Here is a 26,027-nt window from a genome sequence, read left to right as displayed (position 1 = left end):
ATAATTCACTCGCAAAATTACTCCTTTTTTGAATGTATGAAATGGAGAAATGTACAAAGAATATATACAATTGTGCACCCTTTCAAATTAATTGTCCGTATGATATAATATTCTATCTTTTGCGTACATCCGTCCATTACCTCTTTGATGATATGCGATAATTTTGCAACATGAACTAAAAGAAGTAATTATGAAGTATCTTTTATCTATTGTACTATTGGCCTTGATTGGTGTTACAACTCCGAAAAAGACAACTCCCGCTTATGATTGGGGAAGTGTGTCTGCAAAGCCGGATTTATCGTGGGCCGATCAGGTGGGGGCACAGAGGACTCCGGAAAACACAGAATGGGATGCCGGAAAGTTCGGGTTGCGGAATGACACTTCCGTATTTAGTACTCCTGCTATCCAGGCCGCTATTGATGCTTGTCACCAACAGGGAGGAGGCACGGTAGTTGTTGCCCCGGGGTATTATAAAATAGGTGCTTTGTTTATCAAGAGTGGTGTGAACCTGCATCTTAGTAAAGGTACTACCTTGCTTGCGAGTGATAATATTCAGGACTATCCGGAATTTCCTTCCCGCATTGCCGGTATCGAAATGACATGGCCTTCGGCTGTTATCAATATAATGGATGCGGAAAATGCCGCTCTTACGGGGGAAGGCTTTATCGATTGCCGCGGAAAAGTATTCTGGGATAAATATTGGGCGATGCGGGAGGAATATGAGAAGAAGAATCTGCGCTGGATTGTGGATTATGATTGCAAGCGGGTGAGGGGAGTACTGGTTTCCAACAGCAAGCATATCACGTTGAAAGACTTTACGTTGGTGCGTACGGGATTCTGGGCTTGTCAGATTTTGTATTCGGATCATTGTTCGGTGAGCGGACTTACTATTAATAATAATGTAGGAGGTCACGGACCAAGTACGGATGGCATTGATATTGATTCATCCACCAATATTCTGGTAGAAAACTGTGATGTGGATTGCAACGATGATAATATTTGTATTAAGGCAGGGCGTGACGCGGATGGACTGCGTGTGAATCGTCCGACGGAGAATGTGGTGGTTCGTAACTGTATTGCCCGTAAAGGTGCGGGCTTGCTGACTTGCGGAAGTGAGACTTCCGGTTCTATCCGCAATGTACTGGCTCATGATCTGATAGCGTATGGCACAGGAACGACATTGCGTCTGAAATCATCCATGAACCGTGGCGGAACGGTCGAGAATATCTATATGACGCGTGTTGAGGCTGATAGTGTGACTCATATTCTGTCTGTCGATTTGAACTGGAATCCGAAATATAGTTATTCTGCCTTGCCGAAAGAATATGAAGGAAAAGATGTTCCTGAACACTGGACTACTATGTTGACTCCGGTAGAGCCGAAGGAAAAGGGGTATCCTCATTTTCGTAATGTGTATTTCTCTCACGTAAAAGCAGATGGAGCAAAACGTTTTATTTCCGCTTCGGGATGGAACGCAAGTCATCGCATCGAGAATTTTTATCTGTCTAACATTAATGCGGAGGTGGAATCTGTCGGAAAGATAACTTATGGAAAGAATTTCCAGTTACAGGATATTCATTTGACGGTAAAAGATAAAAGCCGATTGCGGCAAACGGATAATATAGATAGTAAGATTGAGATTAATTACAAGTAATTCTCCTTACAGGCAGGAAGCTCTTGACAAAGCCTTTTTTATGTTGTATATTTGTAGGTGTGAATATCAATAGATAAAAGGTTTGATTAAAAAGAATGAAAAAGAAACTAGTACAATATGATGACAATATATCAGGAAGCCCTTACAGTAGTTAAGCTGTGAGAGTTTCTGTATGAGCTAAAGGCTGCGAATCTTTATGGGATTTGCAGCCTTTTTTTGTTGCGAAAAATCACGGTTATATCCTTAATCCGGAGATTCATCGTTTATAATAAACTTGGATACCGTTTATAATAAACTCTTCAATAGTTTATTAAGAACGTTGAAGAAGATTATGAAAGAAGAGTCATCTTTTTTCTTTTTTGGTTCAAGATAAATTATGCTTTATCTTGGATATGTTATGAAAAGTAAATGATATAGACGTAAATGTACAAAATTCTATCTTTACGTACAATCGTACAAGGACTGTACATCTAAAATAGCCTAATTTTGCTTCGGAATTCATAGAATGGTAATTAATAAATCATATACTATATGAGAACACTCTTATTTTTAGGTTTTATGTGTCTGTTTATGTCTTGTCATAAGTATCCTGATGCTGTTGAATAAGCATTAGAACAGGCTGGCGACAATCGCAAAGAATTGGAAAAAGTGCTGGAACATTTTAGAAAACAAGGAAAAATACCTTATCAGTCAGCTTGTTTTTTAATAGAGAATATGCCATATCATCAATCAAAAGAGATGATTTTGCTTGATTCTGCATACAATTCCTATTTTGAGAGGGTTGATTCTATTTATTTTCAATTGTTTTCCAATATGACTATTGAAGAAATACGTCCATATAAAAAGAAAAAGCATGATTCACTATGCATATCATTAGCTGAAAATTTTAAAAAAATTGCTGTTCCTAGAATTTTAAATGTGGATAAGACTGATATTCAAATCATAAATTCTGAGTTCTTAGTTGATAATATAGAATCAGCATTGAGAATCTGGAATGAAAAAGGTTATAAAACAGATAAGGATTTTGACTTTTTCTAAAGAGTTTATTTTACCATATCGGACTACCAATGAATATCCTTTAATGAAACGTAGTCAAATCCGGAAAATGTATGAAAAGATATTATTGGATTCTTTATTGGGTACTATACACGAATCTGTGGAATGGTATAAGATATATGTTGATAAATGTAGGTGGCTGAATAAATATGTAAAGCCTAAAGAGCACATGGGGATTTATGATTTGTTCGTTCCTAGATTTAAAATGGATTGCCATAATATGACGAACTGGAGTTGTAATGTCTTACGGGCATGTGGTATCCCTGCTGTTTATGAATTTACTCCAAAATGGTTGGATAGGGATAGCAAACATTATTGGTGTAATTCTCCTGATTCGACGGGAATAATCCAGCCTTATACAGCGCCAGGTAATAACTTGCGTGAAGATTGGGATAGTAATATAAAGTATTGCGGAAAGGTATATAGAAAAACTTTTGGAGTACAATATAATACTCCTTATTTTATGGCAGCAGAAGATGAATTTGTTCCTGAACAGTTTAGTACTCCTTTGTTAAGTGATCAGACTTTCCGTTATCATCAAACCATAACTTTACGGTTACCATTACTGGATAATATTGATAATAATATTGCTTATATCTGCATGTTCACTACTAAAGGGCTTACGCCTGTAGGCTGGGGCAAAATCGATCATCGAAAAAGTGAAATCATTTTTGAACAGATACCTTTAAATACTTTGTTCTTTCCCGTTATTTTTGATGGAGAAACAATGCTTGAAATCAATGAACCGTTTATGATATTATCTTCACGACTTAGGAAAGATATACCAGAACCTCTTACGGTTAATGAACAGCAAAAAAAGAAGCTCGATATATCTTTGGTAAACGGAAAGTTACTTGTTACAGGTGAAAATAAACAGTCTGCGGGTATGAAATATATCACTTTGAAATGTGATACAACTAAAAAAGAAACGTTGCATCTTTTACGTAAATATCCGGAAAAGCGAAGGCTGAAAGCATTGCAGGAAAGGATTAAGGGTTCTTATATCTTGGGAAGTAATAAGGAAAAACGGGATTTTGACACACTTTATATCTTAGATTATGTCCCATGTCCATATTTCCAAGAAGTCGAATTTAAAAATGACAAGAAGTACCGATATTATCGCTTCCGGAATCCCGATAAAAAAGGTGTTAATATTGCTCATATGGAGTTTTTGGGGAGATATTCACGAAATCATAAATGCTCTTCTCCGACACCTCTACCTGTCTTTTCTAAGGAACAACCGGAAGATAAGAATCAATTCTTATATCGGATTAATGGAATTCCTCTTAATACCGGACATAATGCTGCGGATGCTTTTGACGGAAACTATGATACCTATGTGACAACTTCTTCGGTAGGTATGGATTTTGGAACTCCTGTACAAATCAATCGTATTCGGTTTGTTCCACGAACAGCGAATAATGGGATTGTTCCGGGGGATAGTTATGCTCTTTTTTATTATGCCAATGGTTGGAAGAAGTTTAAAATACTTTATGCAGAAAATAGTTATTTGGATTTTAAAGATGTACCGTATGCTACGCTTTATTGGTTACGGAATCTAACAACAGGAAAAGAAGAACTTCCATTCTTCTATTCTAATGGTAAACAGTACTTTCTTCACACAGGCACAATAAACGAATCCATATATTAAAAATATTCTTTTTCTATGTTTAATTTGGACAGGAATACGGTATTTTCATCTTTAATGGGAATATTAATAATTTCTTTAGTTATTAATTGTTTTACAGAAATTTACAATGCATCTGTTGTTTTTCCTGTTTTGGGTACATTAGTGGTTGGCGGTATTCTGGTCTTTTCTGCTCTATTCAACCGTATAGCGCCTTTTTTGCAACTCCATTGGATTGATTTAATGGTAGGAGCGGGAATAACTTGTATGATAGTAGATTATTTGTTGGGGAATAGTGACTTGTGGCAACTTGGTTGTTTATGTGTACTCATTCTCTATTGTATTTTACGATTGATTAGAAAAATAAATTATGTTGTGATTTATATAGGAGTAATGCTGGCAGCCTTTTCGCTTGCTACTATAGGCTATTTGCAACTCTTCAAGATTTTGCCGTCCGGTAATTCTCATTTCTCTATCACTGGTTATTATCATAATCCGGCTGTTTATGCAGGTGTTATGTCTTTACTTCTTTGTGTGATAGTAGGATTTATTATCTATACTTTTAGATATTCGTTTTATAGGAAAATACGAAATATATCATATTGCCTTTGTGTTTTTTGTTTTCCGGTTTTTATTTGTGCCGATTCAAGGGCGGCATGGGTAGCTTTGATTGTAAGTGTATGTTGGGGCATATTGAGAATATATAGACTTCAGATAAGGATGTTGTATAAATCTTATCTTCCAGTGATGCTTGTTCTTCTTTTTGCATTGGGTTTGTTGGCTTCTTATGGTCTTTATAAATATAGACCTGATTCAGTAGATGGGCGAATGCTAATAGGAAAAGTGGGGCTTGAAATGATAAAAAATAAACCTCTAACAGGATTTGGTGCAGGAGGATTTGCTGCAAATTATATGTATTATCAAGCCCGTTATTTGAAAGAAAAAGGAACAGAACGTGAAAAATATTTGGCAGGAAGCACTCATTTAGCTTTTAATGAACCATTGAGATTACTGGTTGAATATGGCATTGCAGGGCTGTTGATTTATGTCGTTTTGATATATTATATTTTGCAATCAAGGAGAAATCATTTGATTATTAGGTTATCACAGATGTTGTTGATGGCTATTCTTATTTGGGGACTTTTCGCTTATCCTAATCGTGTATTTCCTATTATTCTGTTTACGGTATTGGCTTTGGCATTGTTGGTCAGGTTGGATAAAGTAAAGCGGAAAAAAATACTTTTAACTTCTCGTTGCTTTGTAGTTATCAAAGTTACCTTTTTATTTTTAGTATTACTATTGGGTAATGGTATTTCAAATTTGTTGCCGGATTATCATCAACTGTATCTTTTAACTCATTCTTCTCCGAATACGATGTCTGAAAAAGTACTTGGTGAATACAATAAATTGGAACATCGGATGACAGACAAAATAGGTTTTTACTATCACTATTGTTTGACTTTAAATAGATATAGAAAGGATGAACTTCAAAAAGAAAAATTGACTTTTCTGACATCCCGCTTTCCTTCACCGACAGTATTTATGTTGAAAGGAGATGTACACAAACGATTAAAAGAATTTATCGAAGCAGAAGAATCATATAAAATGGCTCATTGGATGATGCCTACACTTCAAACTCCCAGAGGAAAGCTTGCTTTTTTATATCAAGAAACAGGAAGAAAGCAAGAGGCACTTTTATTAGCAAATGAATTATTAACAGAAAAGGTTAAAGTCTATGGTTTTGCAACACATGATTTGCATCTTAAACTGAAAGAAATATTTAGTGAACAGTTAACTAAAAGTTTAATTAAAAAAAAGTAAAGCTTATGAGAAAAATTAAAGGAAACCGTCTCATGTTTATTATCTTAGCGGTGTTGTGCTTATGCATTTATGCCTGCTATGATGGTGTGGATTTCCCAAGTGGTAAATCAAGTCGTTCGGGTAAATCAAAAAAGAAAAACAAGGAACTGACTACAGCGATAGCTCGTCAATGGTTTGAGGCTAATATGACTCCGGTTGTTACTATGCGTTCATCTGAAGCTAAAGATGTACAAGCTGCTATGGTGAAACCTAAATGGGAAGATGCTTATGAGGCTAATCGGGGAAAGTATGAAGTTGTACAGACTCCTATTCTAACACGTGGTAGGAGAATGTTTGTTGATGCGGAAACTCAAAGTGAGTTTGAAAAAATACGCGGACAGAAATATCTTCGTAACGCTGCTCGAATGGTAATTCGGAAAGACTTGAAGACTGGGGAGATTAGAAGTTTTATTACTGTTTTTGTCGGTTCTTTGGAGTATATGAAGAAGAGTAAGAGGATGGGACGCAACTCATATTTGTATAGAGAAACAAATTTTGATGGTAAAGTATTGTTCTTTGAACCTAATGGTGGATTGATTAATGGTTGGAAATATCGTAATGGTAAGATTGTTGCTAAAATAATGCCATTGAGTGAAGATGCTAAGTTTATTATTACTCGTGGTTGGGTAGAAGAATGTTATACTGAAACAGATTATGAATTAACTGAAGAATGCCATGATGAGGTTTCTATTGAACCAGACGAAGAATTTGGAGATGCATGGGTAGTTGAACATGTATGTGATGAAGTTTGGACTCCTATTGAGTATCAAGTATGTTATGATGTGTGGGAAGAAGATGGAGATAGTGGTGATGGTGGTATAGGTGATGGTGATGGCATTGGTGGTGATGTTGATCCTTCTGAAAATGAAGTAGCTCCCAATGCTAAAAAATTATTTCAAAATAAAGATATGCTAGTACGGGATTGGAAATTTATAGAAGAAAAACTGGATTCAATAATGAAAGATTGTATGGGAAAAGGATTATATAATAGTTTGGTGGATTCATTAAAAGGAGAACATATTTCTTTTCAATTTTTTACAGAAGAACAAGCCTCATTTAATCCTCAGACCAATACCCTTCAATGGAATAGAAATATGGAAAGTAATCAACTTTTTCATGAATTGATGCATGCTTATCAGTATCAAAATGAAAAGTCTCTTGATTCTTGGAGGAATGCTATAATGAATATGGAAATAGAAACACATTATGCTCATTATCTTTATATAAAAGGAAGTAGTGAATATGGAGGAAGTGACTGGGAAAAAGGTATTAAGGGAGGAGATCCTCGGATATTGTCAACTGCAAATTTAAAAGGATTATTAGATGCCAAGGGGAATCTGAGAGATGGGATGATAATAGAACAATTGGATATCTATTTAGAGTTTAATGTAGTGCCAAGTTTTAAACAAGATATTAATTATAAGAAGTTTGTCTATGATAAAAGTCGTAGCTCTCTATCTAATTTTTCGAACTTAAATAAAATAACTAAGGATTGCTAAAAATGAAAATTTATGTAATATGTATTGGACTTTTGTTGTCCTGTTTGACAATTACTGCTCAAACTAATTATTATAATGTTGATAGAACCTTTGTGGAAAATGGTTACACTTATCAGTGTGATGTGCTTAAGGGAGCTAAATTTGTAAGACTTTACAATAAGGAAAACAAATTCACTTATGTGGAGCAGATTGATAAAAATACGAAGGACATGATTTCTATTAAAGAAAATATGCAAGAAAAACAACTGGAAGATGATTCTTGGACAAAACAGAAATGTTATTCGATTATCAATGGCGCATTTTCTAGTACTGAGAAACAACGTATAAAAGATTGGGAGTTTACAGTGATGTTATATGTCGATCCTGACACAGGTAAAGTTTCAGAAGTCGGTTTTCAATTTTTCTCCAATACTCCTTATGGTTTTATTCCAGTTTCTGTTTTTCGTCAAATAGAAGTTGAATTGAAGAAAAATATTTGGTTTGTTCCAACACAGCAGGGAAAAAGGCGGAACTATATCCTTGTAGGATGGTTACATGAAGTGAAATAACTGGAAAGTATAGAGTGGCTTGTTTTAGCTAATATATTTTTGCGAACAAGCTAGTTTTTTTGTTCTATTAGAACTTATTGCCGAATATGAAAAATTATATAATATGTATCGTACTTTTATTGTCTTGTCTGACAATATATGCTCAAGATTCTAAGTTGTATAAGTATTATCCTGACTTCATAAAAGACGAATCATTATCGGGTTTTATGGATGTGAATGGAAAAATAGTTATACCTGCGGGGAAATATGCTGATATCTTTACTGATGAATTTGATAAAATAGCATTTGTGGCTATTAGAGGTAGGCAAGGAATATATGCAATAGATAGAAATGAACAGATTTTATTTCAAGTTTATAATTGTGAGGTATTTCCGGATAAAATAACTAATGGATTATTTCGAATTATAGAAAATGATAAAATGGGGTTTGCTAATATGGATGGACAGATTGTAATTAAACCTCGATATAAATTTGTATACCCGTTTCAGAAAAATGGATATGCGATATTTTGTGAGAATGGAATCTGGACTAAATTGGATAATGAACATCTCGTGTTAAAAGGGAAATGGGGAGCTATTGATAGAAAAGGAACAGTTATTATTTCTCCTGTTTACGACGGTGGTTCGGAAAATTATCTTAAGAAAGATGGTAAACGGTATAGATTAAATAGTGGAGGTGAATTAATTTTGAAGTAACTATGCAATAGTGAGATACCTAGAGTGTGCTTGAATGCCACACTCTAGGTTTTTTAGTATGTTGTTATAGACAATTCTCTATTCTTTGCGTACGATATTACAGCTCTTATGGTATAAAAAACAGTAGCTTTGCTGCTACATAATACTTAATATACCATGAAACGCATTAGCCTTTTTCTTTTTTTTATAGGATGTTTCCTCTTTTCTCTTTCGGCTACGAATTATTTTGTGGCTACTAATGGAAGCGATTCAAACAGTGGGACGATTGATAAGCCTTTTGCCACGTTGGGTAAAGCACAATCAAAAGTGATGGCAGGAGATACTGTATATATCCGGCAAGGTACATATCGAGTGACGGAAGCAGAGATAATGGAACATTATACTGCGGGAAGTACTACTTGGAGCCGGGTGTTTAAAATGTCAAAGAGTGGAACTGGACCGGACAACAGGAGGGGTATTAAAAACGGTTATACGCGGGGAACAAACAAAGAATACGGATTTGGATCTGCTGAAAATAAAAGAATCAGGAAATAATACTTATGAAATCTTTCTTCGTGGTGGCGGACGTAAAGGAGAGATTGTGTTTACAAAATAATATTCTACCGGATTGTTGATCACGGAATAAATGATATAAGAAAAATTTAACTCTATTCGTAGCGTGTCTTCTTTTATAAAGAGGATGCGCTTTTTGGGGGATACTGTGAAGAGCGTATTTTAATTTGATGTATGTACAAAAATAAGTCTGAATATGGAATATTGTATATAGATAAGTAGTATTTGAATCTTTTGCATAGAACTCCATGAGAAAATCAATATCTCCATATCCTTTGCTTTGGGGCAAATGGAAAAATGCGGTACTTTTGCAAAAAAAGTAACGAGATATAGAAAATGATAAAGTCAGCATTTTTAATAGTAGTGACATGTTGCAGTCTGCAACTGTTTAGTCAGGAAAAATTTCCCGATGGTAAAATTATACCGGATTGGTTTTACAAAAATGAAAAAACTGATATAAATGGATTAGGAAAGAGTTTCTTGATTACCGACTATGGAGTAGTGAATGATAGTACACTGTTACAGACAGAGAAAATTCAGGCTGTTATAGATTTGGCGTCTAATAATGGAGGCGGAGTCATTGTTATACCTGAAGGTACTTATCTTAGTGGTGCGCTGTTCTTTAAGCCGGGAACACACTTGCATTTGGAAGAGAAAGCTATATTAAAAGGTAGTGACGATATTAGCAACTTTCCTGTAATAGAAACACGGATGGAGGGACAGAACCTAAAGTACTTTTCAGCTTTGATTAATGTTGATAAGGTAGATGGTTTCACCCTTTCCGGAAAAGGAAAAGTTGATGGAAACGGTGAACGATATTGGAAGTCATTCTGGTTGCGGAGGCGTGTTATTCCTAAATGTACTAATATGGATGAATTGCGTCCTCGTCTACTTCATATATCTCATAGCAATAATGTACAAGTTTCAGATGTGCGACTTGTTAATTCTCCGTTTTGGACAACTCACATTTATAAGTGTGATAGTGTAAAACTTTTGGATTTGCATATCTTTTCACCTTCTTCTCCCGTAAAGGCTCCAAGTACGGATGCAATCGATATTGATGCATGTAAAAATGTACTTGTCAAGGGATGCTATATGTCGGTTAATGATGACGCAATTGCATTAAAAGGCGGCAAGGGACCATGGGCAGATCAAGATCCCGATAATGGTGGCAATTGTGATATTATCATTGAAGACTGTATGTTTGGATTCTGTCACGGAGTGCTGACTTGCGGTAGCGAATCGATATATAATCATAATATAATTCTTCGACGCTGTAATCTGGATCAGGCTAAACGTCTGTTGTGGTTGAAAATGCGTCCGGATACTCCCCAACAATATAAATACATCCTCGTTGAAGATATAAAAGGAAATGTCCGCAATTGTATCTTTATTGCTCCTTGGACACAGTTTTATGATTTGAAAGATCGCAAGGATATGCCAGTCTCGTATTCTAGCTATATTACAATGCGTAATATTCATCTGGATTGTGATTCCTTTTTTGCTGTAGAGAAATCAAAACAATATAAATTATCCAATTTCTGTTTTGACAATTTGACTATTACGGCTAAAAAAGATGTGAAGATAGATGAAGATATTATTGATGCATTGGTTATGAGAAAGGTTGAGATAAATAAAGTGAATTAAAAAAGAATGGTAGAAAGACTGGAAAATCGTACATAGCCTGTAAAATCGTACAAAATAGGCGTGTGATGGGCTGTATACATATGAATTTACATAAGAAAGTCGAATTCTCCATATTCCTTTTCTTTAACTCTACCATGTAATGCGGTATCTTTGACATGTGCTTATTCAGTAAAATATTGAATCTAAAACTATAAAATACAATGAAATTCTGTAGAATTATTTTTTGTCTGTGGTTATTGGTCTGTTTCTTTCCAATAGGTATTCATGCAGATATACAACTTCCTTCTATATTATCAGATAATATGGTACTTCAGCAAAATGCGAAAGTACGTTTTTGGGGAAAAGCACGTCCCGGAGAAAAGATTTTGGTAAAGACTTCATGGGATCATAAGAAATACAAGGTGACTGCTTTAGCAAACGGTCATTGGGAACTGATGATACAAACACCGGCTGCTACTTTCGGACAATCTGTAATGTTGAAAGGTGATAATAAGATCCGGATCAATAATATATTAATAGGTGAAGTTTGGCTTTGTACGGGACAGTCAAATATGGAATTTCCCGTAGCCCGTAATCCGCAAGTGAAATGGAAAACAGGAATGTTGAATGAAGCGGAAGAAATGAAAGATGCTGATTTTCCGGAAATCCGCCTGTTTCATGTAGAGCATCAACTGGCACCTGATGGTGAGAAAGAAGATTGCGTTGGAAAGTGGGTGGTTTGTAATCCGGAGAATCTGAAAGACTTTTCTGCTGTAGGATTTGTCTTTGGACGTAAATTGTATAAAGAATTGAGTACACCGGTTGGATTAATTCAGTCTACTTGGGGAGGAACACATGCTGAATCTTGGACAAGTATGAAAGTGATGGAAAACAATCCGCTGTATGCTGATGTCTTAAAACAATATTCAAAAGAAAGGGTGAGTAGGGAAAAAGATAAGTGTAAGGTTCCGGCTACTTTGTGGAATGGCATGATTGCTCCTATGGTAGGGTACACTGTAAAAGGAAATATCTGGTATCAGGGAGAATCCAACTCTGTTCGTTATGAGAAATATCAGGAAGTATTTACTAACCTGATTAATAGTTGGCGGAAAGAATGGAATCAGCCGGATATGCCTTTCTATTTCGTACAGATTGCACCACATTACAAGCAACCGGCAGGTATTCGTGAAGCACAATTAAAAACATGGTTAAGTGGACTTGAAAATATTGGTATGGCAGTAGTGACGGATGCAGCCGATTCTACCGACATACATCCACGAAATAAAGTTGCACCGGGCGAACGGCTGGCAGCTTGGGCATTAGCAAAGCAATATGGTAAAAAGATTGTTTATTCAGGACCTCTCTACAAATCAATGAAAGTGAATGGGAGAGAAATTACATTAGATTTTGAATTTGCGGAAGGTGGCCTGCAGACACCCGGCAATGAACCGGTAAAAGGATTTTTTATTGCCGGCAATGATGTGCGGTTTTATCCGGCTGATGCTGTGATTAATGGAAGTTCGATAACACTTTCTTCAACTTATGTCTCTGCACCTGTAGCTGTACGCTACGGTTATGGGACTTTCTTTAGAGTGAATCTGTTTAATAAAGCCGGACTTCCAGCAGTTCCTTTCCGTACGGATACTTTTGCTCCCGACACTTATTATCGTCTGTTTGCCGATTCGGAAATTCGTCGTTTCCCGGAAGCGTGGCAACTGGATCATGGAAAACGCCTGTATTTTGGTTATGCGCAAGGAGTAGGTTGTTGTGCGATGTTACAAGTTTGGAAGAAAACAGGAGACCGTAGGTACTTTGATTATGTAGAGGCATGGGCTGATTCTTTGGTAGACGACAAAGGAGAGATTCATTTATATAAGAAAGAAACCTATAATTTGGATTATATCAATTCCGGAAAAGTTCTTTTTGATTTATACAATGAAACCAAAAAGGAGAAATATAAATTGGCTATCGAGAATTTGATAGATCAGCTGAAAAAGCAACCTCGTACAACAGATGGAGGTTTTTGGCATAAAAAAATATATCCCTATCAGATGTGGTTGGATGGATTGTATATGGCTTCTCCTTTTATGGCTCGATATGGAGCTGAATTTAATTGTCCGGAATGGATTGATGAGGCTGTTAAACAGTTCACTCTCTGCCATCAGCATACATACGATACCAAGACGGGACTTTATTATCATGCATGGAATGAGGACCGGAGTCAGCGCTGGGCTGATCCGGAAACTGGCCATTCTCCTAATTTCTGGGGACGTAGTATTGGTTGGTGGTTTATGGCTTTGGTAGATGCTTTGGAATATATTCCCCAAGATCATTCAGGCTATGCTGATATGATTAAATGGACGAAGGAATTAGCAGAAACCCTTTCAAAATACCAAGATAAAAATGGTTTGTGGTATCAGGTAATTGACCAACTTTCACGTATCGGTAATTTTCCAGAAGCTTCTGTTACGACACAATGTATGTATGCCTATATGAAAGCTGTGAATAAAGGATATATTGATAGTCAGTATCGTGCCATTGCAGAAAAGGCCTTTAAAGGTCTGTGTGATAAACTACTAATCTCAAATTCGGACGGAACATTGACATTGACAAAATGTTGCCAAGTGGGTGGATTAGGTGGTAAGCCTTACCGTGACGGCAGTTTCGAGTATTATATAGGAGAGAAAATGAGAGATAATGATGCGAAAGCGACAGGACCTTTCATTATGGGATGTATTGAACTGAACAAATAGTATGAAAATAAAAATTGTGAAATAACGAGATTTTATACGTATTTAAATATATCTACAAATAGTCTAATTATTTAATTTAATTATATATGAAAAACATTACATTATTAAAAGCAAAAGTAGGAATATTGGCAGTTTCCTGCCTTTCAATCACAGCTTTGTTTGCATGTGTTGATAAGGATGCTAGAAGTGATTTGAACCCCAATTTGCCAACAGACCAAGCGCAAAATGGGGATTTTGGTGATCAAGGGGGAGGCTCGGAGCAGGGGCTTAATTTCCCGGTTTTTGATGATGGAGTACTTGCTTTTCCTGGTGCGGAAGGATATGGGAAAAATGTAACAGGTGCTCGTGCAGGTGAGGGACGGGAAATTTATCATGTGACTAATTTGAATGATGCGGGTCCTGGATCTTTTCGTGATGCAGTAAGCAAACCTTGGCGCATTATTGTCTTTGATGTATCTGGTGTTATAAAATTGAGTAGCAATCCTATTGTTTTGAAAAGTAATCAGACAATTTTAGGACATACTGCACCGGGTGATGGAATCGTTCTTTATAATGGGCGTGTTTCTGCTTCAGGTGCACAGAACTTGATTGTTCGTTACTTGCGTATACGTATGGGAGCTGCATATCCTTCGGAACTGGATGCTTGCGGAATAGCTAATGGAGCAAATATGATATTCGATCACTGTTCTATGACTTGGGGAAAAGACGAATGTTTTTCTATCAATCCTGATGGTAAAGGAACTGCCCCAAAGAATATAACGATACAAAATTCTATAATCGGGCAGGGCTTGCAGAATCACTCATGTGGTGGCTTAATGCAAACTGATATATCGAATGGGTGTACAATCTTCCGTAATTTATATATTGACAATAAAACTCGAAATCCGAAAGTTAAAGGACTAAACCAGTTTGTTAACAATGTGGTGTACAATTGGGGAAGTGGAGCTGCTTATAATATGAGCGGTGATTCTCAAGGTAAATCAGAAACAACTATTGAAAACAATTATTTTATAGTTGGTCCTTGTCATAATTGGCAGAATGTGGCACAACCTGATGGATCAATTAAGACAGAATATGTTCCAATGAATCCCGCAAGACCATTTACAGGTGGTAATGGTAATTTTAATACTTATTGCAAAGGTAATTATTATGATAATAATAAGGATGGGGCATTGGACGGAGTAGAGATAACGGAGACAAATTGGTCACAATACTGTAGTGGTTCTCCTGTTTTTCTTGAAGCTCGTTCTGATCTACATCCAATTATACGCAGTCAGAAAAGTGCACAGGAAGCTTATGAATGGGTAGTTGAAAAAGTGGGTGCTTATCTTCCGGTACGTGATGAAGTAGATAAATACTTGATGGATGAACTTATTTCGTTGGGGAGAAAAGGAACGATTATTCAAGATGAACGTAAAGCAGAACAATTTCCGTTGGGAGGTCCTGGTACAATAAATGCTGCACAGAAACCTCTGGATTCAGATAATGATGGGATGCCAGATGCTTTCGAGGATGCATGGGGACTGGATAAATATGATTCGACAGATGCGGTAAAAGAGGCTAAAAATGGCTATTTGAATATAGAAAATTATGCCCTTTCGTTGGAATATCCTGATGAATATGAGTATGAACTTAATAAGAATAAACAATAATCAATTTGTGTAATATGAAAAACATGACATTTACAACAGTACTACTTTGTATGCTGTTCATGCCTTTCTTTATCTCCTCATGTACAGATAAGATAGATGAACATTATGAAGAACCTGAATGGTTGAAAGGTAGTGCTTGGGAAGTCCTGGAAGATAGAGGGAACTACTCGCTATTTTTGCAGGCAGTAGAGTTGGCAGGTTTTAAGCCTATTATGGAGGGAAAAAGTATCCTGACTGTGATGGCTCCGGATGATACGGCTTTTTCGGTCTATTTGGAGAAGCACGGCTATTCCGACATCAGTGAAATAAATTTGGATGAATTGAAAAAAGTGATTGGTTTTCATCTGCTTTATTATTCTTACAATAAAAATAAGTTGGTGAATTTTCGTCCGGAAGGTGATTTAATAACTGATGAGGAAATGAATAAAAATGCGGGTCTGTATTATAAGTTTCGTACACGCAGTAGCAATGTACCTACTATAGAAGTAGAGGCTTCTACGGGTAAACGACGTATGGTATATCATCTGGACCGTTTTATTCCGGTTTTCTCTTACCGTTTTTGGGATACCAAAAAGTTGGACGCAGCATCTAATTACTCTTATTTTTATCCTAATTCCATATGGAAAGGGGCAGGAGGATTTAATGTTTCCAATGCGGCTGTCAATGAATATGAGATTTTGGCAGACAATGGTTACATTTATACTGTTGACCAGGTTATTGAACCTTTGGAAACCATTTATACTCAATTAGAGTCGAATGAGAATTATTCGATTTTTTTCGATTTGTACAATGATAATACCACATATACGTATGACGCTACCTTATCTAAAGATTTTGGAGCAGCCTTGGGGACCGACTCACTTTTTATTCATACACATGGTACTTCTTTGCCTGCTATAGCAGTGGAATGGTATTCAACGAAATACTCGGATGTAGCCAATAATGCCTCAAAAGCATATAGTGTATTTGCACCGTCAGATGTGGCAATGAATAATTTCTTTGATAATTATTGGGAAAAGGGTGGATATGAATCCTTGGATGATGTAGATGATTTAGCAATGAAATATATGTTGAATCAGTTTATTTATAAGGATGGAATTGCATTCCCTGATGAAATTACAAGTGGAAAAGTTAAGAATATGTATGACATGGTCTTTAATTTCGATCCTTCAAAGGTGAAAGATAAGTCGATGTGTGTAAATGGTGTGTTTTATGGACTAAGTACAATTGATACACCTATTCTGTTTGCTTCTGCTGTTGGACCGGCTTTTCGTAACAAAGATTGTAACTACTATCTCTATATGTTGGATGGAGCAGGGTTGGTAACGGCTTATTCTTCACAAGATACGAAATATGTCTTGTTGGTACCTACTAATGAACAAATAGAGTCAGAAGATATTTACTTGAGAACTTATGCAGATGGAAGTAAATTACAACAAGAAACAGAGGATGGATTGGTAGATGTTTCTTCTTCTATCATGAGAACTATTGTCAATATACATACAGCTACTGGCGTAGATGAGCTGAAAGCAACTGGAACACAGGTTCTTACAACACAAACCGGTTTTAATTATTGGTATGTGAAAGATGGGAAGATAGCAAGTAGTGCTGCCTATAATCAGATTTTGGAACCGGATAATAATGCAGAACCTTTCGTTGAATTTACAGAAGTGAAGAATGGAAATGACAGTTGGAATAACGGGAAAACTTATATGTATGATGGAACTGCTCTCTTTAAAGCACAAGAAGGTGACGGGTTACAACACAAATTGAGCGTTTGTAATGATGTCCGTTATGTTTATTATCAGTTTGCGCAGCTGTTGCAGAAAGCTGGTATGGTAATGTCTAGCAACTATATATTCGGACTAGCAGGAGCTTCTCATGTTATAGGTTTTATTCCGACAAATGAAGCCATTAGTACAGCAATAGCTGCAGGGCAAATTCCAGGCATGGATGTGACTGGAGCGGTAACTAGCAGTTCGAAACTTCGTCAATACCTGCTTTCATATTTTATACGTGATATGGAAAATGCACTTATTTCTTATCCTTATCCGGGGTCGGCTATGAAGAATTCTACATATGTTACTGCTAGTGGAAAGTCTTTGGTGTATACAGATACCGGAAGTTCATTAAGCATAATGGTAGATGGAAAAGTGGCAAACGTGATATCTGATTATAATTTCTTCCCGTTTGCGTTTGACGACGGATGTTTTCAGTTGATTGATACAGTCCTTTGATATAACCGAATTTAATATGAATATGAAATTAGTAAAATACATGCTGATAGCGATACTTGTTCTGGGGACAGGGGAAGTAGCCGCACAGGTACAAGTCGTGTCCGGTAAGGTTACCGAAATGCTGGGAAATCAGATCGAACCGATAGTCGGTGCGAATGTGAATATTGTGAACGTTCAAAACCGTTCAGTAGGAGGTGCGGTGACTAATTTGGATGGTGACTACCGTTTACAAATTCCTGCACAAGAAAACAATCTGACATTGGTATATTCATACATTGGTATGAAAACGAAACGAATCAAATATACTGGTCAGAAGGTATTAAATATAAAACTGGAGTCCAATGTGGAAACGTTGGATGAGGTTGCTATCACTGCCAAACGTATCGAACGTAATAATATGGGTATCGGACATAAAGAGAATGTATCTGCGACCCAGAAGGTAATGATGGAAGATTTGATTGCTGCTGCTCCAATAGCAACGGTAGAAGAAGCTTTACAAGGTCAGTTGAGTGGTGTAGATATTGCATTGAGTGCTGACCCGGGAGCAAGGAGTTCTATCCGTATTCGTGGTACTAGTACACTGAATGGTTCTGTCGAACCCTTAATTGTGATTGACGGAGTTCCTTATACACAAGAGTTGGATGATGATTTCGATTTTTCTACTGCCAATGAAGAAGATTTAGGTGCTTTATTGAATATTGCTCCTACTGATATAGAGTCGGTCGAGGTTTTGAAAGATGCGGCTGCTACAGCTATTTGGGGAACGAAAGGTGCTAATGGCGTGTTGTCAATTACGACCAAAAAAGGTAAAACTGGAAAGACTACATTTAATTTTTCTTCTAAGTTCACTGCAAAATTCGAACCGAATAGTATTCCAATGTTAAATGGATCAGAGTATATTGCTATGGTGCAGGAGGCTTTGTGGAATAGTGCTAACTACACAGGGCTGAATGCTGATACCTATTTAAAATATTTATATGATACCCCTGAAATTAACTATTCACCTAATTGGAACTATTTTAATGAATATAATGTAGATACGAACTGGTTGGATGAGGTACGTCAGAATGCGTTTACAACAGATAATTCGTTTTCTATGAGTGGTGGTGGTGAGAAAGCTACTTATCGTCTGGCACTGGGATATTTAAGTGAAGGAGGTACAACCATCGGTACAGGATTGAAACGTTTCAACTCATCTTTACGTGTAGACTATAATTTCTCGGATAAGTTAAGATTTGGAGCAGATTTCTACTTTACACAGTCGGATAAAGATGATAATTGGGCACCAAAAGATAGTAATGTACGTTCGGAAGCATTTAAAAAGATGCCAAATAAGTCTCCTTATTATATGGATGAAAATGGAAATCGCTCTTCACAGTATTTTTCTTATCAGACGAAAGACTGGGAGGGTGAATTTAAGGCGAGTAACAGTAGTGCCTCCAATTTTAATCCGGTAGCTATGGCAAACGAAAGTTATAAAAATACAATGTCACGTGATAGTCGTGCTAATTTTCGTATTGACTATAGAATTCTTCCGTATTTAACATATTCGGCTTATGTTTCTCTTAAAATGTCGACTACTACTACTGATAAATTCCTTCCACAGGTTGCTACGGGAGTGGCTTGGACGAGTGAATATGCTAATCAGAGTACTGCTGCCTCTTCCGAGAGTCTAACGTTGCAAACAGAAAATAAATTGATATTCAATAAAAATTGGAAGGATAAACATAATTTGATTGCAACAGCTGTATTTCGTACTACACAGGCTACAAGTTCCAGTACGACAAGTACGTCTTATGGTAATGCTTCTTCTGGTCTTGCAGATCCGATTACAGGTAGCTCTGTTTATAGTCTAGGTTCAGGAGAGTCAGAAGCGCGTAGTATTTCCGGAACTGGTTTGATTAACTATACTTTATTGGATCGTTATGTATTTCATACTTCTGCAACGATGGACGCTAATTCTGCAATGGGTAAGTCAGAGCGTTTGGGTATCTTTCCTACCGTGGGAATTTCTTGGAATATGCAAAATGAACCATTTATGAAAAATGCAGAAGACTGGATGGATGAAATCAAACTTCGTTTCAGTATTGGGCAAAGCGGTAATGCTCCGAAGGGAACGGGTGCTTATTATGGAGCTTATAGTTCACGAGGAGAATATATGGATATGTCCGCTATTTATCCTAGCAGAATGCAGTTGAATAATTTGAAATGGGAAACTTCAACAGAGTACAATTTGGGAGGGGATTTTAGTTTTTTCCGTGGTAGATTAAGGTTAACTTTTGAGTGGTATAATAAATATATTAAAGATTTGCTGCAGAAAGAGCCGAAAATGCCGACTACTACAGGGTTCTCTAAAAATAAATGGTATAACTCTGGAAGAATGGAGAACAAAGGATGGGAAGCTCGTATCGATGGTGTATTGTATGAAAAGAAAGATTGGCGTGTTAGCGCCTATGTTAACTTGAGTCGTAACACTAACGAAATTACCGAATTACCTGAAACGATGAATCCGGAGCCTTACACTTTCAAAAATGGTGAATATGCTATTCGTATAGAAGAAGGACGCCCGTTTGGTTCCTTCTATGGTTATCGCTACAAAGGAGTTTATCAGAATCAGGAGTCTACTTATGCACGGGATAAAGAGGGAAATGTTATGAATGATGTAAGCGGCAAGCCAATCGTTATGAAGAATGGTGCTAAACAGGTATGTCCGGGTGATGCTATTTATGAAGATGTTAATCATGATGGTGTGATAAATGAATACGATATCGTTTATCTGGGCAATTGTAACCCAATTCTTACTGGTGGTTTTGGCTTTACAATTAAATATAAACGCCTAAGTTTAAATGCATCGTTTTATGGTCGTTTCGGACAGAAAATCATAAATGAGACTCGTATGAATAATGAGTCTATGTATAATGCTAACAACCAAAGTAAAGCTGTTTTACGACGTTGGAGGAATGAAGGAGATAATACAGACATACCGCGTGCTTTATATAATGAGGGATATAACTATTTAGGGTCTGACCGTTTTGTAGAAGATGCTTCTTATGTACGTTTGAAGACTTTGTCATTGAGCTATTCTCTACCTAAAAAGGTATGTAATTATTTAGGTATCAACATGCTTAATTTCTTTGTTACTGGTTATGACTTGTTTACTTGGACTGGTTATACAGGGCAGGATCCGGAAGTATCCCTTCCTACTTCGGCTTCAAAACTTTCGAAAGATAGTGCAAACACACCTTGCTCCCGCCGTTTTTCCTGTGGTTTAAACTTGAATTTTTAATAATATTTGCAGATATGAAGAAACTAATTTATATAGGGATAATGGCAGGTAGCCTGCTGCTGAATAGTAGCTGTAGTGATTGGTTGGACTTGCTTCCCAAGAATGAACAAGTGACTGATGCTTACTGGAAATCGAAAGAAGATGTAGAAGCGGTCATAGCTTCCGGTTATTATTATATGCGCTCCTCTTGCCAGTCATTATTGAAATGGGGAGAGTTGCGTGGGGCATCTATTTGTACTTTAACAGGTGATAAGGATGGGATGAAATTGCAGAATTTCCAGTTGGATGGGACGGAGTCTATTTGTAAATGGGAAAATATATATCAGGTTATAAACATGGCAAATGTAGTGATTGCTCATGCTCCGGGAGTACATGAAATAGATGATACTTATACAGAGGGTGCAATGAATGCTCACCTTTCTGAAGCTTATTTTATGCGAGCATTAATGTACTTCTATCTGGTACGGAATTTTAAGGAGGTGCCTTTGGTTACAACTCCTTATGAGGATGACTCTACTCCATTCTCCATTGCCAAATCTTCGGAAGAAGAAATATTGAAACAAGTTAAGGCAGATGTGCAAACAGCTCTTGATTCTGGAGGAGCAAAAGAGTTTTATGATAATGATAATTGGAATGCTTCCAAAGGACGTGTTACTAAATGGGCTTTGTATGCATTGATGTCAGAAGTTTCCTTGTGGACGGAAGATTATGACACTTGTATTAAATATGCAGATCTATTAATCAATGCTACTGCATCACGTCGTCCGGCTTTTATTACGATTCCAGAGAATTGGTATACAATTTTTAATCCAGGTAATAGTAATGAATCCATCTTTGAGGTGAACTGGGATGGCAACACCTATAATCAAACAGGAGGACCAAGTGCTATGTATACAACTGGTACAAATCCTAATTACCAATATTCTACTAAAATGAGCGAGGATTTGGAAAATGATTATATGGAAGTAATAACAGGTAAAGATGCAGTCCGCAGTTGGTATGGTGCTTCTATAATATATAATGATGGAGAGAACCCAGTTTATTGTATTTGGAAATATAAGATGGGGGATACGGATCCTACGAATTTGGAAGCAATGCGTTTGAAGGATGACGCAAACTGGATTATTTATAGAATGGCGGACATCATGTTGATGAAGGCGGAAGCATTAATTTGGAAAGGAAAGGAAAATTGGCAGGAGGCTGTTGATATAATGAATCAGATTCGAACCCGCGCTAATTTGCCGGAGAAAACATTAGTCTTAGATGAGGAAGATGAAAGTTCAATGATGGAAAATTATTTATTGCCGGAACGTAATATTGAATTGGCAGCTGAAGGTAAGCGTTGGTATGACATGATCCGTTACGCCAAAAGTAAGAATTATGCTCATAAATCAGCTTTTATTACTTTGGTTCAGCAATACAATATGACAGCAAATGCTAGTTGGATACGTTCAGTTCTCCAGAATGAATATGCATGGTATTTACCTATTCATGCAGACGAAATTGAAAATAACAACTTACTGGTACAGAATCCATATTATGGAATAACAGGTAATAATTAATAAACAGCCATTTATTATGAAGACTTTTGGAAATATATATTTATTATTATTGGTTGCATTTTTCAGTGCATGCAATGATCCGTACGAAGATTCTACCTATCAGGTTTATGACATGAATCCGATATCGTCTTATTTGGAAACACGCTCTGATGAGTTTTCCGAGTGGATTACCGTATTGAAGTATGCGGATTTGTTTAATGCTGTAAATCAAGCTTCGTCTTATTTTACTGTATTGGTTCCTACTAACGAGGCCGTGCGCAGTTTCTATTTGAAAAAGAATGTATCTTCTATTCAAGAATTAGGGAAGGATTATGCCCGTAGTCTTGCAGAGTATCATATAGTGAATGACTCCATCAATTTGAACACTTTTGTTCAAGGAGGTAAACTGGAGGCTAAAACACTTTCAGATGATTATCTTTCCGTCTCTTTTGATGAAAGTTCAGAGACAGGAGGATTCAATTCTATTTATGTGAATAAAGAAGCACATGTGAAGGAATTGGCTATTCAGGTGTCCAATGGGTACGTGTATGTACTGAATGATGTGATGTCTCCTTTGGTGGAAAATCTATATGAGCGTATCAGTGAAAACAGTGATAAATACTCCATTTTTATCGAGGCGTTGAATCAGACAAGTTGGAAAGATAGTTTAAGTATTATTTACGATGAAATAAGACAGGAAGATAACACAGTTATTCAACAAAAGCGGAATTATACACTATTGGCTGTGTCAGATGACACCTATCGTTCTGAAGGGGTTACTTCTGTTGCTGATCTTGCTGTTAAAACAGGTGCAGTAGGAACAGACTATAAAGATGAGACAAATGAACTATTTCGCTATGTAGCATATCATGTGATTGGAGGAAGTTACTCTGTTTTTGATTTTAATAATTTCTCTGGAGGTACGACAACAAAATTATGGACTACTAAAGCGGACGCCGTATTAGAAGCGTCTTTGCAGAGTGGTAATAAACTTTATTTTAATTATGAAGGAGAAATTGATGGTCAATCGGTGAAAGCGATGTTTGTGGAGGATGGTTCTGATGTACAGGCTAAGAATGGTATTTTACATGAGATAGATAGTTGGCTACCTTTGTGGGAATCAGAGATTCCGGTTCTGGTAGAATGGGATTTTGCTGATTATGAAGAGGTAGCTGCTTGGGTTAATGGTGGATATGGTGACCCAGATCAAAAGTATCAGACTGTAGATGAAGGTGAGCATCAGTCAGACGTTTCTTCACTCGCTTGCTATACCATAGACGCCAAAAGTAGTGCTACATCTACAGATGGTAGTAATGGCGGATATTATCCAGTGGGTTACGCGACTCCGAAAACAGGTTCTGCATGGACGAATTGTAAGAATAAAGATCATATCTATTTGAATTTAGGATATAATGGTTCCATAATCATGAAGACACCGATTCTGATAGCTGGTAAATATAAGGTAATATTAAAAGTTACTTATGCAACTTCTATGAACTTTATGCGCACAATGACTAGTGGAAGTAATGGTGGTAAGATTCGTTTTACATTTGATGGTGATAGCGAAACAACTACTGAAATACCAATTTACGCAAGTATTACAGCTAATACATTGGGGCTTTATGATACAGTCATTTATGATGAGATTGAGTTTTCAAAAACTGGCACTCATTCTATGAAAATGGTGATTGCTGATCCAGCTGCTACTTCCAATAGCAAGTTTCGTATCCAATTAGATTATATGACTTTCGAACCGATAATTGAAGATGAATAAACACTTACTTATGAAAACTATAAAATACATATTATCATCCATATTACTAATAAGTGGTATATATGCATGTAATGACGACTGGGATTCTCATTATTCCCAAGAAGAACAGGTGGTGAATAACGTAAACATTACAGTAGTCAATAAATCGGCAGTTGATTATTTACAGTCGCAACCGGAATTGAGTACTATGTATCAATTGTTCAGCGAAACAGGAGTACTGGATGAAATGATTGAGAAGGATCTGTTGTTCACTATTCTAGTGGTTAATGATGATAATGCTTTGTCTCGTGCAGTTGTTACGGATGATAGAACTTTTTTGGCTAAATCACACATTTCGGACATCTCTCTTTCTCCGTCTAATCTTTCTGATGGACAACGTGTGTTGATGTGGAATGGAAAATATATCAATGTGTCGAAAGTCGAAAATGAAGATAATGCTACTTCTATCTCGTTCAATGGTATAGCTGTGAAAAAGATAACGAAGGTGAACAATGGTTATGTTTATGAAATAGAGGATTATGTGGAAACTCCTAAATCATTATATGAGTTGATTGAAGGATTAGGAGATGATTATTCTATTTTTAGAGAGATGATTATGGAGCGTAATCAGTTGACATTTGATAAAGAGGCTAGTAAAATAATAGGTGTTGATGAGACTGGAAGTAACGTCTATGATTCAATTTTTATAGTTACTAATCCTTATTTTGAAGCTCAAGGTTTTAATATGATGTCAGAGTCATTATCAGCGACTGTACTGATTCCTTCTAATGAAGTAGTTAATCGTGCGTTGACTGTAGCCCGTCAAAATCTACAGGAATGGGGAATGCTACGGGAGGATTCTATATTGGAAAATTGGACTTTCCAGTCAGTGTTCTTTGATAAGAAACTATCTAAATCGGATTTTGAGGCCAATATAGATTTGAATTCTATATTTAGTAAACAGTGGAGAACAACTGTGCAGCAAGTTGATCTGGAGAATCCAGTTTCTCTTAGTAATGGTGTTGCTTATTATGTGACAGACATGAAGATTCCTACCAATGTATTGATTTATCGTGTTAAAGATTACATGAGATGGTATGAGTATTTGTCAGAAGAAGAAAAGGCTCTTTATTTTGATAATGAAAATTTGACTTTTGATAAAATGGAAACGAAGGTGAGCGAATGGTCTGGTTGGCCTGGAGTTTTCCCTAATATAATCAATCGCGTTGTACGCTTTAAAACAACAGATGCTGCAATTAAAGAGTATACGTTAAATTTTACGGCTTTTAGCTATGATGAAAAAAACAAAGTAACCACTCCATATAAAATACCTCCCGGTGAATATGATTTGTGTTTGGGCTTTGAACAAAAAATGGGACATGATGTAGAGGTTTCTTTTAATGGGGAGTACGTAGGGACTGTAACAGCCTCTCAATTGACAAAGACTGATTTTCACTATGATCGTGGCGGACAAGGTTATCCTGAAGGATATGATGTAAATAAAGCGACAGATAAAAAGAAAACGAATTATGATCGTGATGGAGGAAAAGTCGGTGTAATTACCATTGAAGGTACGGAACCGGTAAATGTGGTTATTAAATTCCATGGAATAAACGCAAGCAAATGTTGCTTCCACCACTGGTGTCTGAAACCAACAAAGAACTGTTATTAATTTTGATAAGGAATCA

At 36.6% G+C, this 26,027-nt stretch carries 15 protein-coding genes and 1 pseudogene; all 16 read left to right on the top strand.

The window, feature by feature from the left end:
- The first annotated feature begins 190 nt into the window (after window positions 1-190).
- Entirely contained in the window at window positions 191-1,654 is a 1,464-nt protein-coding gene (locus BACFIN_RS13620) for a glycoside hydrolase family 28 protein (protein WP_007751024.1), read from the top strand.
- A gap of 639 nt (window positions 1,655-2,293) precedes the next feature.
- On the top strand, window positions 2,294-2,692 hold the full coding sequence (locus tag BACFIN_RS21240; protein ID WP_007751023.1) for a hypothetical protein: 399 nt from the start codon (window positions 2,294-2,296) through the stop codon (window positions 2,690-2,692).
- Window positions 2,649-4,361 carry a discoidin/SUN/FTP domain-containing protein gene (locus BACFIN_RS20655; protein WP_007751021.1) on the top strand — a complete coding sequence of 571 codons (1,713 nt, stop codon included), beginning with the start codon at window positions 2,649-2,651 and terminating at the stop codon, window positions 4,359-4,361. Before BACFIN_RS21240 ends, BACFIN_RS20655 begins: the two co-directional genes overlap by 44 nt.
- Window positions 4,362-4,376: 15 nt before the next feature.
- Complete coding sequence (locus BACFIN_RS13625) at window positions 4,377-6,158, top strand: O-antigen ligase family protein (RefSeq protein ID WP_081449077.1); 1,782 nt, start codon at window positions 4,377-4,379, stop codon at window positions 6,156-6,158.
- A gap of 5 nt (window positions 6,159-6,163) precedes the next feature.
- Window positions 6,164-7,696, top strand: coding sequence for a hypothetical protein (locus BACFIN_RS13630; RefSeq protein ID WP_007751010.1), 1,533 nt, complete (start codon window positions 6,164-6,166; stop codon window positions 7,694-7,696).
- Window positions 7,697-7,698: 2 nt separating this feature from the next.
- Window positions 7,699-8,244, top strand: a complete 546-nt coding sequence (locus BACFIN_RS13635; RefSeq protein WP_007751000.1) for a DUF5043 domain-containing protein — start codon at window positions 7,699-7,701, stop codon at window positions 8,242-8,244.
- Window positions 8,245-8,330: 86 nt separating this feature from the next.
- Window positions 8,331-8,939, top strand: coding sequence for a WG repeat-containing protein (locus BACFIN_RS13640; RefSeq protein WP_007750999.1), 609 nt, complete (start codon window positions 8,331-8,333; stop codon window positions 8,937-8,939).
- Window positions 8,940-9,095: 156 nt separating this feature from the next.
- Window positions 9,096-9,389, top strand: a pseudogene (locus BACFIN_RS13645) (right-handed parallel beta-helix repeat-containing protein); the annotation flags it as partial.
- A 438-nt stretch (window positions 9,390-9,827) separates the two neighbouring features.
- Window positions 9,828-11,138 carry a rhamnogalacturonidase gene (locus BACFIN_RS13655; protein ID WP_007750986.1) on the top strand — a complete coding sequence of 437 codons (1,311 nt, stop codon included), beginning with the start codon at window positions 9,828-9,830 and terminating at the stop codon, window positions 11,136-11,138.
- 302 nt (window positions 11,139-11,440) lie between these two features.
- Entirely contained in the window at window positions 11,441-13,870 is a 2,430-nt protein-coding gene (locus tag BACFIN_RS13660) for a glycoside hydrolase family 88 protein (RefSeq protein WP_007750983.1), read from the top strand.
- A gap of 86 nt (window positions 13,871-13,956) precedes the next feature.
- Window positions 13,957-15,522, top strand: coding sequence for a pectate lyase family protein (locus BACFIN_RS13665; RefSeq protein WP_007750976.1), 1,566 nt, complete (start codon window positions 13,957-13,959; stop codon window positions 15,520-15,522).
- A gap of 14 nt (window positions 15,523-15,536) precedes the next feature.
- Window positions 15,537-17,759 carry a fasciclin domain-containing protein gene (locus BACFIN_RS13670; protein WP_007750974.1) on the top strand — a complete coding sequence of 741 codons (2,223 nt, stop codon included), beginning with the start codon at window positions 15,537-15,539 and terminating at the stop codon, window positions 17,757-17,759.
- Window positions 17,760-17,775: 16 nt separating this feature from the next.
- A complete protein-coding gene (locus BACFIN_RS13675; protein WP_007750973.1) occupies window positions 17,776-21,045 on the top strand; it encodes a SusC/RagA family TonB-linked outer membrane protein in 3,270 nt (1,089 codons plus the stop codon).
- 14 nt (window positions 21,046-21,059) lie between these two features.
- On the top strand, window positions 21,060-22,607 hold the full coding sequence (locus BACFIN_RS13680; RefSeq protein ID WP_032839393.1) for a RagB/SusD family nutrient uptake outer membrane protein: 1,548 nt from the start codon (window positions 21,060-21,062) through the stop codon (window positions 22,605-22,607).
- A 16-nt stretch (window positions 22,608-22,623) separates the two neighbouring features.
- The gene (locus tag BACFIN_RS13685; RefSeq protein ID WP_007750969.1) at window positions 22,624-24,360 is read left to right on the top strand and encodes a DUF5108 domain-containing protein; all 1,737 of its coding nucleotides are present in this window, start codon (window positions 22,624-22,626) and stop codon (window positions 24,358-24,360) included.
- Window positions 24,353-26,011, top strand: coding sequence for a fasciclin domain-containing protein (locus tag BACFIN_RS13690; protein ID WP_007750966.1), 1,659 nt, complete (start codon window positions 24,353-24,355; stop codon window positions 26,009-26,011). The genes BACFIN_RS13685 and BACFIN_RS13690 overlap by 8 nt, the downstream gene beginning before the upstream one ends.
- The last annotated feature ends 16 nt before the right edge of the window (window positions 26,012-26,027 follow it).

Source organism: Bacteroides finegoldii DSM 17565, assembly GCF_000156195.1.
Taxonomy (GTDB): domain Bacteria; phylum Bacteroidota; class Bacteroidia; order Bacteroidales; family Bacteroidaceae; genus Bacteroides; species Bacteroides finegoldii.
This window is presented reverse-complemented; position numbering and strand designations above follow the sequence as displayed.

Bases quoted from the DNA above. Each gene is read 5' to 3' on its own strand.
- BACFIN_RS13620 (WP_007751024.1), top strand. From the start codon at position 191: ATGAAGTATCTTTTATCTATTGTACTATTGGCCTTGATTGGTGTTACA.
- BACFIN_RS20655 (WP_007751021.1), top strand. From the start codon at position 2,649: ATGAAAAAGGTTATAAAACAGATAAGGATTTTGACTTTTTCTAAAGAG.
- BACFIN_RS13625 (WP_081449077.1), top strand. From the start codon at position 4,377: ATGTTTAATTTGGACAGGAATACGGTATTTTCATCTTTAATGGGAATA.
- BACFIN_RS13630 (WP_007751010.1), top strand. From the start codon at position 6,164: ATGAGAAAAATTAAAGGAAACCGTCTCATGTTTATTATCTTAGCGGTG.
- BACFIN_RS13635 (WP_007751000.1), top strand. From the start codon at position 7,699: ATGAAAATTTATGTAATATGTATTGGACTTTTGTTGTCCTGTTTGACA.
- BACFIN_RS13640 (WP_007750999.1), top strand. From the start codon at position 8,331: ATGAAAAATTATATAATATGTATCGTACTTTTATTGTCTTGTCTGACA.
- BACFIN_RS13655 (WP_007750986.1), top strand. From the start codon at position 9,828: ATGATAAAGTCAGCATTTTTAATAGTAGTGACATGTTGCAGTCTGCAA.
- BACFIN_RS13660 (WP_007750983.1), top strand. From the start codon at position 11,441: ATGGTACTTCAGCAAAATGCGAAAGTACGTTTTTGGGGAAAAGCACGT.
- BACFIN_RS13665 (WP_007750976.1), top strand. From the start codon at position 13,957: ATGAAAAACATTACATTATTAAAAGCAAAAGTAGGAATATTGGCAGTT.
- BACFIN_RS13670 (WP_007750974.1), top strand. From the start codon at position 15,537: ATGAAAAACATGACATTTACAACAGTACTACTTTGTATGCTGTTCATG.
- BACFIN_RS13675 (WP_007750973.1), top strand. From the start codon at position 17,776: ATGAATATGAAATTAGTAAAATACATGCTGATAGCGATACTTGTTCTG.
- BACFIN_RS13680 (WP_032839393.1), top strand. From the start codon at position 21,060: ATGAAGAAACTAATTTATATAGGGATAATGGCAGGTAGCCTGCTGCTG.
- BACFIN_RS13685 (WP_007750969.1), top strand. From the start codon at position 22,624: ATGAAGACTTTTGGAAATATATATTTATTATTATTGGTTGCATTTTTC.
- BACFIN_RS13690 (WP_007750966.1), top strand. From the start codon at position 24,353: ATGAATAAACACTTACTTATGAAAACTATAAAATACATATTATCATCC.